The 15,477-nt window shown below is 60.7% G+C and carries 17 protein-coding genes; 7 read left to right on the forward strand and 10 right to left on the reverse strand.

Features of this window, described 5'->3' with window-relative positions; genetic code table 11:
* Positions 1-23 precede the first annotated feature (23 nt).
* From BUS06_RS16630 to hemP, 3 genes are all read left to right on the forward strand, one after another.
* Entirely contained in the window at positions 24-422 is a 399-nt protein-coding gene (locus tag BUS06_RS16630) for an OsmC family protein (RefSeq protein ID WP_074265261.1), read from the forward strand.
* Positions 423-474: 52 nt separating this feature from the next.
* Complete coding sequence (locus tag BUS06_RS16635) at positions 475-957, forward strand: SRPBCC family protein (protein ID WP_074265262.1); 483 nt, start codon at positions 475-477, stop codon at positions 955-957.
* Positions 958-1,136: 179 nt separating this feature from the next.
* Positions 1,137-1,403 (forward strand): hemin uptake protein HemP, encoded by a 267-nt coding sequence (hemP, locus tag BUS06_RS16640; RefSeq protein ID WP_074265263.1) that lies wholly within the window; start codon positions 1,137-1,139, stop codon positions 1,401-1,403.
* A gap of 309 nt (positions 1,404-1,712) precedes the next feature.
* Here hemP and BUS06_RS16645 read toward each other — a convergent pair whose 3' ends face one another.
* From BUS06_RS16645 to uvrB, 5 genes are all read right to left on the reverse strand, one after another.
* Positions 1,713-3,068 (reverse strand): 4Fe-4S binding protein, encoded by a 1,356-nt coding sequence (locus BUS06_RS16645; protein WP_254368909.1) that lies wholly within the window; start codon positions 3,066-3,068, stop codon positions 1,713-1,715.
* Between the two features lie 83 nt (positions 3,069-3,151).
* Complete coding sequence (locus BUS06_RS16650) at positions 3,152-3,997, reverse strand: FTR1 family iron permease (RefSeq protein WP_074265265.1); 846 nt, start codon at positions 3,995-3,997, stop codon at positions 3,152-3,154.
* Positions 3,998-4,054: 57 nt separating this feature from the next.
* Positions 4,055-4,387: a cupredoxin domain-containing protein gene (locus BUS06_RS16655; protein ID WP_074265266.1), complete on the reverse strand. Its 333-nt coding sequence runs from the start codon at positions 4,385-4,387 to the stop codon at positions 4,055-4,057.
* Positions 4,388-4,417: 30 nt separating this feature from the next.
* Complete coding sequence (locus BUS06_RS16660) at positions 4,418-4,966, reverse strand: iron transporter (protein ID WP_074265267.1); 549 nt, start codon at positions 4,964-4,966, stop codon at positions 4,418-4,420.
* Positions 4,967-5,271: 305 nt separating this feature from the next.
* Complete coding sequence (gene uvrB, locus BUS06_RS16665; RefSeq protein ID WP_074265268.1) at positions 5,272-7,365, reverse strand: excinuclease ABC subunit UvrB; 2,094 nt, start codon at positions 7,363-7,365, stop codon at positions 5,272-5,274.
* Positions 7,366-7,717: 352 nt separating this feature from the next.
* Here uvrB and BUS06_RS16670 point away from each other — a divergent pair, with 352 nt between their 5' ends.
* On the forward strand, positions 7,718-8,917 hold the full coding sequence (locus BUS06_RS16670) for an amino acid aminotransferase (protein ID WP_074265269.1): 1,200 nt from the start codon (positions 7,718-7,720) through the stop codon (positions 8,915-8,917).
* 135 nt (positions 8,918-9,052) lie between these two features.
* On the opposite strand, the gene BUS06_RS16675 is transcribed toward BUS06_RS16670, so the two are convergent.
* Positions 9,053-10,291, reverse strand: coding sequence for a DUF3734 domain-containing protein (locus BUS06_RS16675; RefSeq protein ID WP_074265270.1), 1,239 nt, complete (start codon positions 10,289-10,291; stop codon positions 9,053-9,055).
* A gap of 10 nt (positions 10,292-10,301) precedes the next feature.
* A complete protein-coding gene (locus BUS06_RS16680; RefSeq protein WP_074265271.1) occupies positions 10,302-11,099 on the reverse strand; it encodes a 3-hydroxybutyrate dehydrogenase in 798 nt (265 codons plus the stop codon).
* Between the two features lie 268 nt (positions 11,100-11,367).
* Here BUS06_RS16680 and BUS06_RS16685 point away from each other — a divergent pair, with 268 nt between their 5' ends.
* Both BUS06_RS16685 and BUS06_RS16690 read left to right on the forward strand, forming a co-directional pair.
* Positions 11,368-12,339, forward strand: coding sequence for a potassium channel beta subunit family protein (locus BUS06_RS16685; RefSeq protein WP_074265272.1), 972 nt, complete (start codon positions 11,368-11,370; stop codon positions 12,337-12,339).
* A 276-nt stretch (positions 12,340-12,615) separates the two neighbouring features.
* A complete protein-coding gene (locus BUS06_RS16690; RefSeq protein WP_074265273.1) occupies positions 12,616-13,461 on the forward strand; it encodes a 23S rRNA (adenine(2030)-N(6))-methyltransferase RlmJ in 846 nt (281 codons plus the stop codon).
* A gap of 77 nt (positions 13,462-13,538) precedes the next feature.
* On the opposite strand, the gene BUS06_RS16695 is transcribed toward BUS06_RS16690, so the two are convergent.
* The 3 genes from BUS06_RS16695 to cueR form a co-directional block, all read right to left on the reverse strand.
* Complete coding sequence (locus BUS06_RS16695) at positions 13,539-13,901, reverse strand: hypothetical protein (protein WP_074265274.1); 363 nt, start codon at positions 13,899-13,901, stop codon at positions 13,539-13,541.
* A gap of 268 nt (positions 13,902-14,169) precedes the next feature.
* Positions 14,170-14,316 carry a DUF3563 family protein gene (locus tag BUS06_RS16700; RefSeq protein ID WP_074265275.1) on the reverse strand — a complete coding sequence of 49 codons (147 nt, stop codon included), beginning with the start codon at positions 14,314-14,316 and terminating at the stop codon, positions 14,170-14,172.
* Between the two features lie 297 nt (positions 14,317-14,613).
* Positions 14,614-15,036, reverse strand: a complete 423-nt coding sequence (gene cueR, locus BUS06_RS16705) for a Cu(I)-responsive transcriptional regulator (RefSeq protein ID WP_074266142.1) — start codon at positions 15,034-15,036, stop codon at positions 14,614-14,616.
* A 226-nt stretch (positions 15,037-15,262) separates the two neighbouring features.
* On the opposite strand from cueR, the gene BUS06_RS16710 reads away from it, so the two are divergent.
* Complete coding sequence (locus BUS06_RS16710) at positions 15,263-15,466, forward strand: heavy-metal-associated domain-containing protein (RefSeq protein WP_074265276.1); 204 nt, start codon at positions 15,263-15,265, stop codon at positions 15,464-15,466.
* Positions 15,467-15,477: the final 11 nt, after the last annotated feature.

The raw sequence follows: 15,477 nt of genomic DNA on the forward strand, positions 1-15,477 counted from the left end.
CCCGTCCCTGTTCAGGAGCGCGCATGGCAGAGTCCACCGTCACCGCCCACATCGGCGCGACGAATTTCCAGGTTCTTCTCGACGACGGCACACACACCTGGATCGCCGATGAACCGGAATCGCTCGGCGGCGGCGATCGCGGGCCTGCCCCGGTGACGCTGCTGCTGGCGAGCCTTGGCGCCTGTACCTCGATCACGCTGAAGATGTATGCGCAGCGCAAGGGCTGGCCGCTGGCCGACGTGCGTGTGACGCTATCCATCGAGACCGGAGCCGAGGGCTCGACGATCGACCGGCGAGTCGTGCTCGAGGGCGAGCTGTCCGACGAGCAACGCGAACGCTTGCTGCAGATCGCCAACGCGTGTCCGGTCCACAAGATCCTGACGCATCCGATCACGATCCGTACGGGCCTTGCCGCTGCCTGACGCCGCGCGCGCTGACATGGGCATCGCTTAGCTTGAAGAGGAAGCCTCCGTTTTGAATTTCGAACACCTAATCCAGATCAACGACCCGTTGAATCCGTTCGTCGAAGCCATGACCCGCGAGCAGTTGTGGGAAGGACTGGTGCTGCGCGCCGAACAGCCGCAACTGTTCGTGCTGGGGCTCGACACATGCACGATCCTGTCGCGTACCGGGGACACGCTCGAGCGCGAACTGCACTACGGCCAGGCTACGGTGCGCGACCGCGTCACGCTGCTCGCCAACCAGAGCGTGCGCTACGACATCCTCGCCACCGAATCGCACGTAGGCGGTTCGCTCACGATGACCATCGAGCAGCCCGACGAGTTGCAGTTGTTCCTGCGCTTCGAATACACCACCACCCTGCCCGTTTCCGACGACGAGGATGCACGTCAAACGCAGGAGATCGTCAAATCGGCGTACCGCGAGTCGGACATCGATACGGTGCGGTTGATTCGCCAGTACGTGCAAGGCAACAAGGCGCCTGGCGCGTTGCATTGAGGCCTGGCGGAGCGGGCATTGCGGGAGTTGGTGAAGTACACGCGTTGCGCTCACCGCTCCTGCGGTGAACCTACCTGCCCCACCTATCGAAACTGTAATCCGATGAATTTATCGACCTTGTAAATGGGAACGATTATCATTTAGAATCACTCCATCGAATCGACAACCCGACGGAACGAATGAACGACCTTACACGCTCTTCTACGCTTAGCCTGCGCCGCCCAGCGGCGGCTGCGCTAACCAGCCGTCCGAAAGCCATCAGCACGACCGCTGCTCCGCGGCCGTCCGCCGAACGCAGCCCGTCGACGCCGGCCGCAAACACTTCCGCGCCGGCAGTCCGTAGCGAGACGCTGCTCCAGGGCCGCAGTCACGTCAGCATCGTGCATAACGGCGAGACCTACCAGCTTCGCGCCACGCGGCTCGGCAAACTGATTCTGACCAAGTAACGAGGTATCTACCGGGTATTGTGGGGACCACCTCCTCGAGAGGTGTTGGGCATTAGCCAGCAACGACGGCTTGCACGCGAGATCTAGACCCCTTCGTGCAAACACACCAAGCCAGCCGTCACAGCAAGCCACGCCGTTTTTTTGGTTCTCATTTTGGTTCCCACCAATGCGGACTTGCGCTGAAGCGCTTGTCGCAACTACTGAACGAGTCGTATGAAGAAGCCGTGTGGATGGCGACATCCCACGGCTTTTGTGTTTGCTGCGCTGTCTGCGGAAGCGCGGGTGGAGTAGTTGGTGTTCAACGCGCCGCTAGCGCGTCCAGCCCCAGAACATCAGCCACCACGCACTATCGACAACGGCGAGTGCAGTGATAAACCACACCATCGCAAAGCCGCGCTGGAAAAGCCGCTCACTGTAGCGGCGTGTGACGAGCCAGGCGAGCCAGGCGCTCCACAGGTTGGCCACAGCCAGAATGGCAATGCGCAGATCCGTCGCCCACCACAGCGAGACATGCTCGGCGCGTAATAGCGACAGTGTGGTCGCCGACAGCCCGAGAAACACGCCAGCACCCGCGAGCGGAATCAGCCCCTGCGCGAGATGATGCAGCCGCTCCGTCGTCGCAAACTTGCCCAGCGTGCGGGATGCGCCCATCAGCAACACCAGCAGGATCGTGCCGTAGACGAGCCCAGTCGCAACGATGTAGCCGATCACGAGCGAGCCGTCGAGCCACGAAAATACATCGTTCTGCTCAGGATAGTGCGTGAAGAGAAACCACGGCGGGTTGGTGTCGAGCGGCCAGGTGATATCGCGATCCACGAGCCAGGTGGCGAGAACCATCTTCAGATCGACGAACCACGTCGACACCGTCCAGTGAAACGCGCCAATCGCAATGCCTAGCAGTCCATACAGAATTAGCGCGGTGTCCCAGGCGCTTGCCTGCCGATCGCCAAGCTCCACGATTTCCGACGACGGTGCGCGCCACGTCAAGGCAATCGCATCACGATGTCCACTGCAGCGGCCGCACATATGGCACGACGCCGCACCCTTCATGTTGCGCAGCGGCACCAGCGGGGCGCAATTAATCGGAATCACGCGATGGCCGTGTTCGCCCTCTTTATACGAGCGGCGCCAGGCGTCTTCGTCGACCTTGTAGTGAAACGGTGCGAGTCGCGCCAGAAGCCCGAAAACCCCGTTGACGGGGCAGAGATACTTGCACCAGACGCGCTTCTCGCGTCCATACAGCAGGCCGATAATCATCGCGGCAAAAGTCGAGCCGCCGAGCACCAGCAACACCGCCTTCGGATACTGATAGACACTCACCATCTGACCGTAAATGGTGGTGAGACCGAAGGCGACAAACGGCCAGCCTCCCCAGCGCATCCAGCGAGGAATCGCCCAGCCGCGGCCGAATTTGCTGGCGAACTCGGCGAGCGTGCCCTCGGGGCACAGCACGCCGCACCATACGCGACCCAGCATCACCATGGAAAGCAGTACGAACGGCCACCAGATACCCCAGAACACGAACTGCGCGGCAAGCGTCAGGTTATTCCAGAGATGCGCCGTTTCGTCCGGCAAGGGCGAGAACGCCGGCACGAGAATCAGGAACGCGTATACCGCGACGACGACCCACTGGATGCCGCGAATCAGCGCGCCGTGACGCTGCATCCACTGGCCCGCCGCTGCGAGCCGGCCTGGGCCGCTCGCGGGGTTGGCGTGGTCGAGGTGTTTTGAGCGGCGCAACGCCCCTCTCATGCTACGCGCCCCGCCGCCTGCTGCGCCGGCTGCCGGTTAGCGCGGCGCACCAGCAGATAGACGATACCCCAGTACACCGCATACGCGATCAGGTTCATCAGCGCGGGATGCGCGCGATAGCCAGTGAGCGTGGCAACGAGCGACCCGAACGTGCTCGAATCGTCTAGCAGCGCCGAGGTGTTCCACAATTGATCGACAAACGTGGGAAGAATTTCCTTGTCGATCAGCTTGTCGACGCCGGTCTGGAACAGGCCCGCACCGAGAAACAGCAACATGATCTCGGTGACGCGGAAAAAGAGCCGCCACGAGAAAAGCTTGCCACCCAGTTGCAACACGTAGAACGTCAGGAATGCGAGAGCGAGGCCAATCAGCACGGCCAGTATCTGGCCGCCGTCGACGTGGCCCGACTGGCCGAAGCCGAGGCCATACAGAAAGATGACCGTTTCGCTGCCTTCACGCGCGATTGCGAGTGCGACCAGCACGGCGATGCCCCACCAGTTCGAGTCGCGCGTGCTCTGTTGCAGCGACTGCTCCATGTCACGCTTGAGCGTGCGGCCATGCCGCTTCATCCACAGCACCATCTGCACGATCAGCACGCACGCAACCAGCACCATCGCAGTTTGAAAGTAGTCCTGCGCGTCGCCGGACAGGACTTCAGTGAATCCGATCAACGCAGCTCCGAGCGCGATCGCCGCAAGGATGCCCGCGCCGACGCCCGCCCACAAATACGGCAGACCGCGGCGCGCGTTGTCGTCGCCGTTCTTCAGCCACGCGTACAGAATACCGACGACCAGCAGCGCCTCGACGCTCTCCCGCCACACGATGAACAACACCTGACCCATCGAACTTCTCCTGCTACCTGAGCGGACGCCAGGCGCCCGCACTCAATACTGCCGGACCTACTTCGCGACGATCACACCCTGTGCCTGCTGATGAAAATCGTCGAAAAACTTATATTCACCCGGCGACAGCGGCGCGATCACCACGAACGAATCCGCGCCCGGCGCGAGCACCTTCTCCTTACGCAACTGGACGCTCTCAAATTCAGCCGCGCCCTTGCCCGTGTTGCGCACCTCGATCTTGATGCGCTGTCCGGCCGGCACCTCGATGCGCGCCGGATTGAGCGTGCCGTCTGCCATTTCAAGCTTGAACGTGGGCAGGTCGGCAGCGTGCGCGGCGCCAACGAGCGAAGTCGTCATGGCAAGGATTGCGATGTTTCGGTTGATTCTCATGGCCCCTTCCAGGCAAATGCCGCGCGTTGATCAGTACCCGCCCTTCTTGCCGATGCCCGCATACGTAAAGTCGTATTCGAGCGTGAACGGCTTGAACCAGGGACCCACGCCGGTTTCCTTGTCGACGTGACGGCCGAAGGCCATGTGGCCGGTTTGCATCGGCGGTGCGATGAAGAGCTTGAGGTGGTATTTGCCAGGGCCTTGCAGCTTGACGTTGTCGCCGTAGTGCGGACCGTCGTCGGCGACCATCGCCATCATGTCGCCCTTCTGCGTCTGGGTGGAGCCGGCCTTCGTGAGTTCATAGCTCACTTGCAGATAAGGCATCCAGTCGCCTTCCGCGAAACCAGTCGGGTTGTTCTTGACCGCGTGGATGTCGGCCTCGAGGTGGACGTCCGAATCGGATGCCTTGCGCATCATGCCTTCCGGTTCCATCGTGATCGGCTGCAGATAGACCGCGCCGATTTCCATGCCGCCCTGAATCTGCTGCTTGCCGATCGGATACTCGGCGGCCGTTGCCGTGATGGCTGCCACCACTGCGACGGCTACCATGCCGCCGCGCACGAATGAAGAAACCCGCATTGAAACTCCTTGTTTTTTAGACTGAAATGCTGAACGCCAGCGCCAAAACCGGTGCCCGCTCAGCATTCAATACACTTTCTCATAATTACTAACGCTAATGCGAACTATTCGTATTATTGAGCGAATCTTACCAGTTTTTGGAGTCGAAAACAAATGACGACGCCGGGAAACCCTTTCTCAGCAAGGGTTTCATGAGACGTCAAAAACGGGGATTGTCCTGACACGACCGTCAGGCAAATCCTTACTAGAAGGCTTCGCCTGAGGTCAGAGTCGGGTAGGAAGGATGGAGCTTAGAGGTGGTGTAACTAGCTGGTGCCGGTCAGATGATCGCCGACATTAGCGCCAAATACCCGTTGACGCAGCAGCGCCAGCTGATCGCGCGTCTGGGCCGCCTTTTCGAATTCGAGGTTCTTGGCGTGCTCCATCATCTGCTTCTCGAGCCGCTTGAGTTCCTTCGACAACTGCTTCTCGGACATGTCCTCGAACTTCGCGCGCTGTTGCTGTTCCTGCAACTCCGCGCGCGCTTCGTCGACGTTATAGACGCCGTCGATGATGTCCTTGATGCGCTTGACCACACCGCGCGGCGTGATGCCCATCTCGAGGTTAAAGGCGATCTGCTTGTTGCGGCGCCGTTCGGTTTCGTCGATGGCGCGGCGCATCGAATCGGTGATGCGGTCCGCGTACAGGATCGCCCGGCCGTTCACGTTCCGCGCGGCCCGGCCGATGGTCTGGATCAGCGAGCGTTCGGCGCGCAGGAAGCCTTCCTTGTCCGCATCGAGAATCGCCACCAGCGACACTTCCGGAATGTCGAGCCCCTCACGTAGCAGGTTGATCCCCACCAGCACGTCGAACGTGCCAAGCCGCAGATCACGGATGATTTCGACACGCTCGACCGTATCGATGTCGCTGTGCAGGTAACGCACCTTGACGCCATGGTCCGCCAGAAACTCGGTCAACTGTTCGGCCATGCGCTTGGTCAACACCGTGACCAGCACGCGGTCGCCCGCCTTGACGCGCTCGTTGATTTCGGCGAGCACATCGTCAACCTGGGTACGCGCCGGACGCACCTCGATTTCGGGGTCGACAAGGCCGGTTGGCCGGACCAGTTGCTCGGCCACCTGCCCTGCCGTCTTCTGCTCGTAATCAGCGGGCGTGGCCGACACAAATACCACCTGGCGCATCTTGCGTTCGAACTCGTTGAACTTGAGCGGACGGTTATCGAGCGCGGATGGCAGACGGAAACCATAGTTGACCAGGTTCTCCTTGCGTGCCTTGTCACCGTTGTACATACCGTTCAACTGACCGATCAGCACGTGCGATTCGTCGAGCAGCATCAGGGCGTCGCTCGGCAGGTAGTCGACCAGCGTCGGCGGCGGTTCACCCGGCGCCGCGCCCGAGAAGTGCCGCGAATAGTTTTCGATGCCTTTGCAGAAGCCCAGTTCCTGCAGCATTTCCAGATCGAAACGGGTGCGCTGCTCGAGACGCTGCGCCTCCACCAGCTTGCCTTCGCTATAGAAAAACTCGAGCCGGTCGCGCAGTTCGGCCTTGATCGTTTCCACGGCTCGCATCACGGTCTCGCGCGGCGTCACATAGTGCGACGACGGGTACACCGTGAAGCGTGGAATTTTCTGACGCACACGGCCCGTCAGCGGGTCGAACAGCTGCAGGGTTTCGATTTCGTCGTCGAACAATTCGACACGCACCGCCATTTCCGCGTGCTCCGCCGGAAAGATGTCGATCGTGTCGCCGCGCACGCGGAACGCGCCGCGCTGGAACTCGGTTTCGTTGCGGTTGTACTGCATGGCGATCAGCCGCGCGATGATGTCGCGTTGACCGATCTTGTCGCCGGTGCGCAGCGTCAGAATCATCTGATGATATTCGGACGGGTTGCCGATACCGTAAATCGCCGACACCGTCGCCACGATCACCACGTCGCGCCGTTCCATCAGACTCTTCGTAGCCGAGAGCCGCATCTGCTCGATATGCTCGTTGATCGACGAGTCTTTCTCGATGAACAGGTCGCGCTGCGGAACGTACGCTTCCGGCTGGTAGTAGTCGTAGTACGAGACAAAGTACTCGACGGCGTTGCGCGGGAAAAACTCGCGGAATTCCGAGTAAAGCTGCGCCGCCAGCGTTTTATTCGGCGCAAAGACAATCGCCGGACGGCCGAGCCGCGCGATGGTGTTCGCCATCGTGAAGGTCTTGCCGGAGCCGGTCACGCCGAGCAGCGTCTGGAACGACAGGCCATCCTCGACGCCTTCGACGAGCGTGTCGATAGCGGTGGGCTGGTCGCCAGCAGGCGCGTACGGCTGATAGAGCTGGAACGGCGAGCCTTCGAACGTCACGAATTTCGACTCGTCGAGAGCGTCGTTGACTTCAGTCAGATGATGTTCGGACATGTGTGCGGCACCGGGGCCTGGGCAAAGGACTATTCTAGCGGTTTGCGGGAGCGCGGGCTGAGCCGGCGACCGAGGGATGACTTGCTTGATTCGCTGGATGCGAGCCGCTTCCGATGCGGTAAAGAAGCGCCCGTATAGCCATGCAAGGTGTAACGTTGCCGCCCTTTTTCAGGGCCGCCGCCGCGGACATCAAGGCGCCGCCGGCTTGTCGAATCTGATGCCAAAGCGCTGTTTTTCAAGCAAATAATCCCGCCCCGTGGACAGGATGGGTCAAAAAACCCGTCAGGATTCGCTACAATGGCATGCTGCGCTCTTCGCTGCCGCCCCTCTTTTTTACTACTGCCGAACCATCATGTCTCTGTTCTCCGCCGTCGAACTTGCTCCCCGCGACCCGATCCTGGGCCTGAACGAAGCTTTCAACGCCGATACGCGTACCACCAAGGTCAACCTGGGTGTGGGCGTGTACTTCAATGAAGAAGGCAAGATTCCGCTGCTGCGCGCCGTGCGCGACGCGGAAAAGGCGCGTGTCGAAGCGGCGCTGCCGCGCGGCTACCTGCCGATCGAAGGCATTGCGGCTTACGACGCGGCCGTCCAGAAGTTGCTGCTCGGCAACGACTCGCCGTTGATCGCCGCGGGCCGCGTGGTCACCGCGCAGGCATTGGGCGGCACGGGCGCATTGAAGATCGGCGCCGACTTCCTGAAGCGCCTGAACCCGGCCGCCAAGGTCGCGATCAGCGATCCGAGCTGGGAAAATCACCGTGCGCTGTTCGAAAGCGCCGGCTTCGAAGTCGTGTCGTATCCGTACTTCGACGCGAAGACCAACGGCGTGAACTTCGAAGGCATGCTGAGCGCGCTGAACGGCTATGAGGCAGGCACGGTCGTCGTGCTGCACGCCTGCTGCCACAACCCGACCGGCGTCGACCTGAGCGCGGCCCAATGGCAACAGATCGTCGAAGTCGTCAAGGCGCGCGGCCTGGTGCCGTTCCTCGACATCGCCTATCAAGGCTTCGGCGACAACATCGAATCGGACGCGTCGGCTGTGCGTCTGTTCGCGCTGGCTGAACTGAATGTGTTCGTGTCGTCGTCGTTCTCGAAGTCGTTCTCGCTGTATGGCGAGCGCATCGGCGCACTGTCGATCATCACGGCCAGCAAGGAAGAGGCTTCCCGCGTGCTCTCGCAACTGAAGCGAGTGATCCGCACGAACTACTCGAACCCGCCCACGCACGGCGGCTCGGTAGTCGCAGCCGTTCTCGCTTCGCCGGAACTGCGCGCCACGTGGGAAACGGAACTCGCCGAGATGCGCGACCGTATCCGTGCGATGCGTAACGGTCTGGTGGAACGTCTGAAGGCAAGTGGTGTGGACCGCGACTTCAGCTTCGTGAACGCGCAACGCGGCATGTTCTCGTACTCGGGGCTGACGTCGGCGCAAGTGGACCGTCTGCGTGAAGAATTCGGCATCTATGCGGTGAGCACGGGCCGCATCTGTGTGGCTGCCCTGAATACGCGTAACCTCGATGCTGTCGCCAACGCGATCGCTCACGTTCTGAAGTAATGCTTTGAGGGAGAGCGGCGCGGTTAAGCGCCGCTCTTTCTCTAGTCAGGTTGTATGAACAACGGCGCCCATCACCTGGGCGCCGTTTTCATTTGGCCAGCGTTAGCGTTGTTGCCAGGAAACCTCAGCGTTGGCCTAGCGTTTGTCGCGGTGAATGTCGTGCGTGACGAAGCCAGCGTCGTTATCGGGCATTGCGAGCCAGTCGGGTTGTGCCAAAGAGGCCCGGATATCTTCCAGACCGCTTTCCCAATGTTCGCGCATGGTGGAGAGGCCGAACTGAAAATCCTTGAAATGCCCTTCGTACTCCTTCTGACGATAGATCAGATGGACAACGTTGTAGCGCTTCGAGCAGGAGAGTTCATCGGCGACCTTGCACCAGGCGTCCTCGCGATGTTCCGGTGCCACGCGGTCGAGCACTTCGCGCAGCACATGCCGGAAGCGTTGCGAGCGTTGCAGCATGTCGGTAACGAGACGCGTGCGGCTCGAATACTGGATGTCCTTCATGCGGCCCTGCACGTCCGTTATATTGTCCGGTACGGGCCCGATGGCACTCCACAGATCCACCTGAAACGCGAGTGTGTCGCGCCGCGGCGTGCTCTGCACGACTTCGTAGAGCGGCGTGTTCGACATCAGGCCGCCGTCCCAATAGTATTCCCCGTCGATTTCCATCGCGCCGAAGCCAGGAGGCAGCGAGCCGGATGCCATGAAGTGCTCCGGCCGCAGTTTCATCCGCGTGTTGTCAAAGTACGCGAAATTACCGGTACCGACGTTCACTGCTCCCACCGAGACGCGCGTTTCGCCGGAGTTGATCCGGTCGAAATCACACAGTCTCTCGAGCGTCGCCTTCATGGGCGACGTGTCGTAGTAGCTGGCATTTTGCGGCGGCCCGGAGACGGTGGGCATGGGCGGCGGAAAGCGCGGTACAAAGAATCCCTGCTGCCCTTGAACGATCGCGCCGGTTGCCTGCGCGGCGGTGAAAGCCTTGCGGACCGTGTCGCCGGAATTGAATAGCAGCTGCTCGAGGAACGGCGGCAATGGCGGCGCAAAAGCCGGTTGACAGATCGTCTCCCAGAATTCGAGCAGCCGCGTCACGCGATGTTCCGGCGCATTACCGGCAATGATCGCCGTATTGAGCGCGCCGATCGAGATTCCGGCGATCCAGTTTGGGTGAATACCGGTCTCGTGGAGCCCCTGATAAACGCCTGCCTGATAGGCGCCCAGCGCGCCGCCGCCTTGCAGCATCAGCGCGATGGTTTCGTACTGGGGTAACTGGGTATGCCGGCTGGCGCGAACGCCAGCCGCTGCTCCGGCGTGCTCGCCATCCCCGTCGCCGAGGGTGCCAGCCCGCGCCCGCTTGACATTGCGTTGCGCCATAGCGGCCTCCTTATTGCATGAACCAGCCGTGGCTCACAATGAAGGACTGACCGGTCAAGGCCGCGCTCGGGAAAGTGGAGAGGAACAGCACGGTTTGCGCGACGTCTTCCACCGTGGTGAAGATGCCATCCACCGTGCCGCCGAGCATCACATTGCGAATCACATCTTCTTCGCTGATGCCCAGTTCTTTGGCCTGCTCAGGAATCTGTTTGTCGACCAGCGGCGTGCGCACAAAACCCGGGCAGACGACATGCGAGCGCACGTTGTGCTTCGCGCCTTCCTTGGCCAGCACGCGCGCGAGACCCAGCAAGGCATGCTTGGCCGCGACATACGCCGACTTCAGCGGCGAGGCTTCATGCGAGTGGACCGAGCCCATGTAGATCACGATGCCGCCGCGATCGTCTTTATACATGTGCTTAAGGGCGGCCTTGGTGGTGAGGAACGCACCATCGACGTGAATGGCCTGCATTTTCTTCCAGTCCGAAAATGCATAGTTCTCGATAGGATTGACGATCTGGATGCCTGCGTTCGAGATCAGGATGTCGATCGAGCCGAATTCAGCGGCGACCTTGTCGATGCCCTGATTGACGGCTTCTTCGTTGGTGACGTCCATGGCGACACCGATGGCCTTGCCGCCGGCCTGTTTGATCTCTTCAGCAACGGCGTTCGCGCCATCCTGATTCAGATCGGCAATCGCGATGGCAGCACCCGCGGCCGACAACGTCAGCGCGATCTGCTTGCCGATTCCGCTCGCCGCGCCCGTAACAACCGCGACCTTGCCATTCAGATTCGTATTCAGTGACGACATCCAGAACCTCCATTGGGTTGATGAGCAATGAAACCACGGCACGCAAGCGGCGTGAAGCTAGCCGGACGGCATAGGCCGTTCGGACGAATGCTGCACTGCGGCCAATTTTGCTATTGTGCATGAAGCCCGGCAAAGGCATCCGGAATTCACGCGCAAATGCATATCTCTTTAAACTGTGCGTTTCGCGTCCGAATCTGCGTCTGAAATCAGCGCCGGATTCCACTGGCAGACCTGGATGCCCGTTGCATCAACTCGCAAGGAGAAATGCATGAACTATCGACGACTCGGCCGTTCCGGCCTGCAAGTCAGTGAACTATCCATCGGTTCCTGGGTGACCTACGGCAACCAGGTGGACACGCACGCAGCGCGCGAATCGCTGGCGGCCGCCCGTGACGCCGGGGTCAACTTCTTCGACAACGCCGAGGTCTACGCCGCCGGCAAGTCCGAAGAAATCATGGGACAGGCGTTGAAGGAACTGGCATGGCCGCGCATCAGCTACGTAGTGTCGACAAAGTTTTTCTGGGGCCTGCAGGAAGCGCCGAATCAATATCACACGCTTAACCGCAAGTATCTGCTGAACGCGATCGACGCGTCTCTTAAGCGGCTGCAACTCGACTACGTGGATCTGGTGTTCTGCCACCGCCCGGACCCAAATACGCCGGTCGAAGAAACTGTCTGGGCGATGAGCGACATGATTGCGCGCGGCAAGGCGCTTTACTGGGGCACGTCCGAATGGAGCGCGGACGAGATCCGGGCGGCCTACGAGATCGCGGAACGGCATCATCTTCATAAACCTGTCATGGAACAGCCACAGTACAACCTGTTCCATCGCAAGCGCGTCGAACAGGAATACGCGCGGCTCTACGAGGACATCGGTCTCGGACTTACAACGTGGAGCCCGCTTGCATCAGGCCTCCTGACCGGCAAGTACCGCGACGGCGTACCGGCGGACAGCCGGGCGCAATTGCAGGGCTACGACTGGCTGCGCAAGCAGGTGACGGATTCGGGCAAAAACGGCGTTGTCGGCAAGCTCGGCAACCTGGCGGACGAACTGGGCTGCACAGTCGGCCAACTCGCAATTGCATGGATTCTGAAGAACCCGCATGTCAGTACGGTGATCACCGGCGCGTCGCGGGTCGAGCAGATCGCCGAGAACATGAAGGCGCAGGACGTGGCGGCGAAAATCACGCCGGAGGTCAAGCTGAAGATCGAAGAGATCGTTGGGGACTCGTACGACTGATCTGGAGGGCGATGTGAGCGGTGGCTGCTGCGCGAGGGGAATCGGCCACGGGTGCCTTGAGCCCTTGATCACCCGGTCGCAGGGCCACTGCTGGCCCTTGGCTCGAGGCTCGGCCCACCCACCGTTCGGACCGCCGCGCCGGCTCGCGTACAATACCCGACCGTACTGCCCGCGCATCTCCGGTCACAACGCGGCGCCCCCGCACGGCCGGACCCGAATGCGTCCGGCCAGAAACGCCAATCGACCGGCACGCCCTCTTTCGAGTCTCACCTCATCATGCTTAGTTACCGCCACGCCTTCCATGCAGGCAATCATGCCGACGTCCTGAAGCACGCCGTCGTCGTGCAACTGCTGCGCTATCTCGCCCAGAAGGACAAGGCGTACTGGTACATCGATACGCACGCGGGCGCCGGTGTCTACTCTTTGCAGGAAGGCTACGCTACCAAGACCGGCGAGTTCGAGACCGGCATCGCCAAGCTGTGGGGACGTAAGGACCTGCCGCCCATGCTGGCCGACTATGTGGATGAAGTGGCGGCCCTCAACGCGGATGGCAACCTGCGCTTTTATCCCGGCTCTCCGTATCTCGCATGGCGGCTGATGCGTGAACAGGACCGCATGCGTCTGTTCGAACTGCACACCACGGAAATCGACGTGTTGCAGCACAACTTTCGCGATGCCGGCCGGCGCGCCATGCTCTACGCAGGCGATGGCTTCGAAGGCGTGAAGGCCTTGCTGCCGCCACCGCCTCGCCGGGCGCTGGTGCTGATCGATCCTTCGTTCGAAGACAAGCGAGACTACTCGCGCACGCTGAATTGCGTCGAGGAAGGTCTCAAACGCTTTGCGACCGGTACTTACGCGATCTGGTATCCGCAGGTGACGCGCCTTGAATCGCAGCGCTTTCCGGATCAGCTAAAGCGCTTGCAGGAACGCAACTGGCTGCATGTGTCGCTGACCGTCAGCAATCCGCCGTCGGATGGTTTTGGACTGTTCGGCAGCGGCATGTTCATCGTGAACCCGCCCTACACGCTGGCAAAAACGCTGAAAGAAACCATGCCGTGGCTAGTGCAGACACTAGGCCAGGACAAGGCCGCGCAATTCAAGCTGGAGCATCGCGGCGATTGAAAGATGAGCTGCCTGGCAGCGCATTCGCCCTGCCGCACATATCCGAATCGGCGGGCTCCCGAAGGCCGGTCCGGCGTCTACTGAGATGACTGCGCCGGCCTCACCTGCGATTTCGAATGAGACGATGACGTGCTTCCCCCGGCAGGCAACTGAACATACGGGGCAACGATGATCGGTGTGGACGAGTTCGAGTTGAGCTCGGTGGGCGTCGCGATCGGCTTCGCCTGAACGATGCGCTCGTGCGAAAGCGGTGCAGTCTGCAGCACCGTGCCGCTGTGGCCATCGCTGATACCGCTTTGCGTATCGAGTATCAACGGCTTCCCACCGCTGGACGAATCCGCAAACGCGGCTGGCGCACCGAGCATAAGCAGCGACGTCGCGGTAAATAGCGCGGGGACAACGGCGCCCTGAAAGGCGCGAATCAATCGGACAGGAGCCATGAGCGGACCGGGTTGGTTGCGGGAATGCCGGATTGCGCAAAAAACGCTTTACCTTACCGCGGTGGCAACGTTCAAGCTAGTCGATATTGAACGACGTGTGGACGTGAGCTGGTAGACGGACGCTGAGCGGCTAATCAACTGGCTGGCTAACGGCTCTGGCTAACGCAGACTCCAGATATGACAAAGCCCCGTCTACACGGGGCCTTACGCTCTACTGCTGCGACTGCGCGAACTGCGCTGCCGCGGGTCAAACGGACTTCAGACTGCTTTACAGCGAATAGCCGTTCGTTTCGAGCGAGCGGATGCGCTGTTCGAGCTGGACGATATCCGACGACGATGCGAGGTAAGCCTCACGGCGGCTACGTTCAGCGGTCTCAAACCAGGTGCTCAGCTTTTCAAGAAGGTATGCAAACATGATGTTCTCCAAGGATCAGAAATGAATCCCCGGTGGATTGGACATCAGGGATTTCCCTTATGAAGGGTTAACCCGGATTATAGCCTTCTGGTGCAACCTGGCTAGTGAAATGCCCGAATGACGTGCATTCCGTTTTGGAATGGTGCATCCGAAATTAGGCGCCAAGTGACTGATTTTGATAGATTAAATGGCCTTTCAATGCAGATTTCATGCGATCTGACGTCCAAAACGCACCAATTAGGTGCGAATGCGTGGCCTGGTTGCAACGAGTTGACGTCGAGGTTGCACCTTTCATCGTCAATCGGCATGACAAGTATGGCTAACGGCCGTCGCGGGATCCGCCAGACCCTCGATGATCGGGCAATCGGGCCGCTCGTCACCATGGCAGTGATCGGCCAGGTGCGAAAGCGTGTCGCGCATCTCCGTCAGTTCGGCGATGCGGCGATCGAGATCGGCCACGTGTTCAAGCGCGATCGCCTTGACTTCGGCGCTGGCGCGTGAGCGGTCCTGCCACAAAGCCAGCAGACGGCGGATGTCTTCGACGAGGAAGCCCATACGCCGCGCCTGGCGAATGAAGCGCAGCGAGTGCACTTCCTGCGAACCGTAAACCCGATAGCCGGCCGTGGTGCGAGCCTTTGCCGCCAGCAAACCGACACTTTCGTAGTAGCGAATCATCTTCGCCGTGACGCCCGATGCGCGGGCCGCTTCACCGATGTTCATGACTGTTTCCCTTGTCGACCAGAGTTCGCGCTTCAACTGGCGAGCAGAGTTCACGCTTTGGCGCATGACTCCGCTTCCATGCAGAACACTTACTCTGGTCCGTGCAATTCGCTAGTGATGTCTGCCGATCGTACACCTTCCCACCGTGGGAAGGTCAGTCCTCCAGTTGCGGTCTGGCAGGCATAATTCAACCGTTACACCATTCACGTTTCTCGAGGCAAAGCAGATGACGATCGAATTTCAGGTAGAAGGTATGAGCTGCCAGCACTGTGTGGCGGCAGTCACCAACGCGATTCGCGAGCAAGACGCCACGGCGCAGGTCAAGGTCGATCTGGAGACGGGCCGGGTGGCGGTCGAATCGACCCAACCGGTCAATGCGCTCAAGGCGGCGATCGACGAGGCCGGCTACACGGTCGTCGATACTCACTAAGGTGAGCGCGC

The sequence above is a fragment of the Paraburkholderia phenazinium genome, from assembly GCF_900141745.1.
Lineage (GTDB): Bacteria > Pseudomonadota > Gammaproteobacteria > Burkholderiales > Burkholderiaceae > Paraburkholderia > Paraburkholderia phenazinium_B.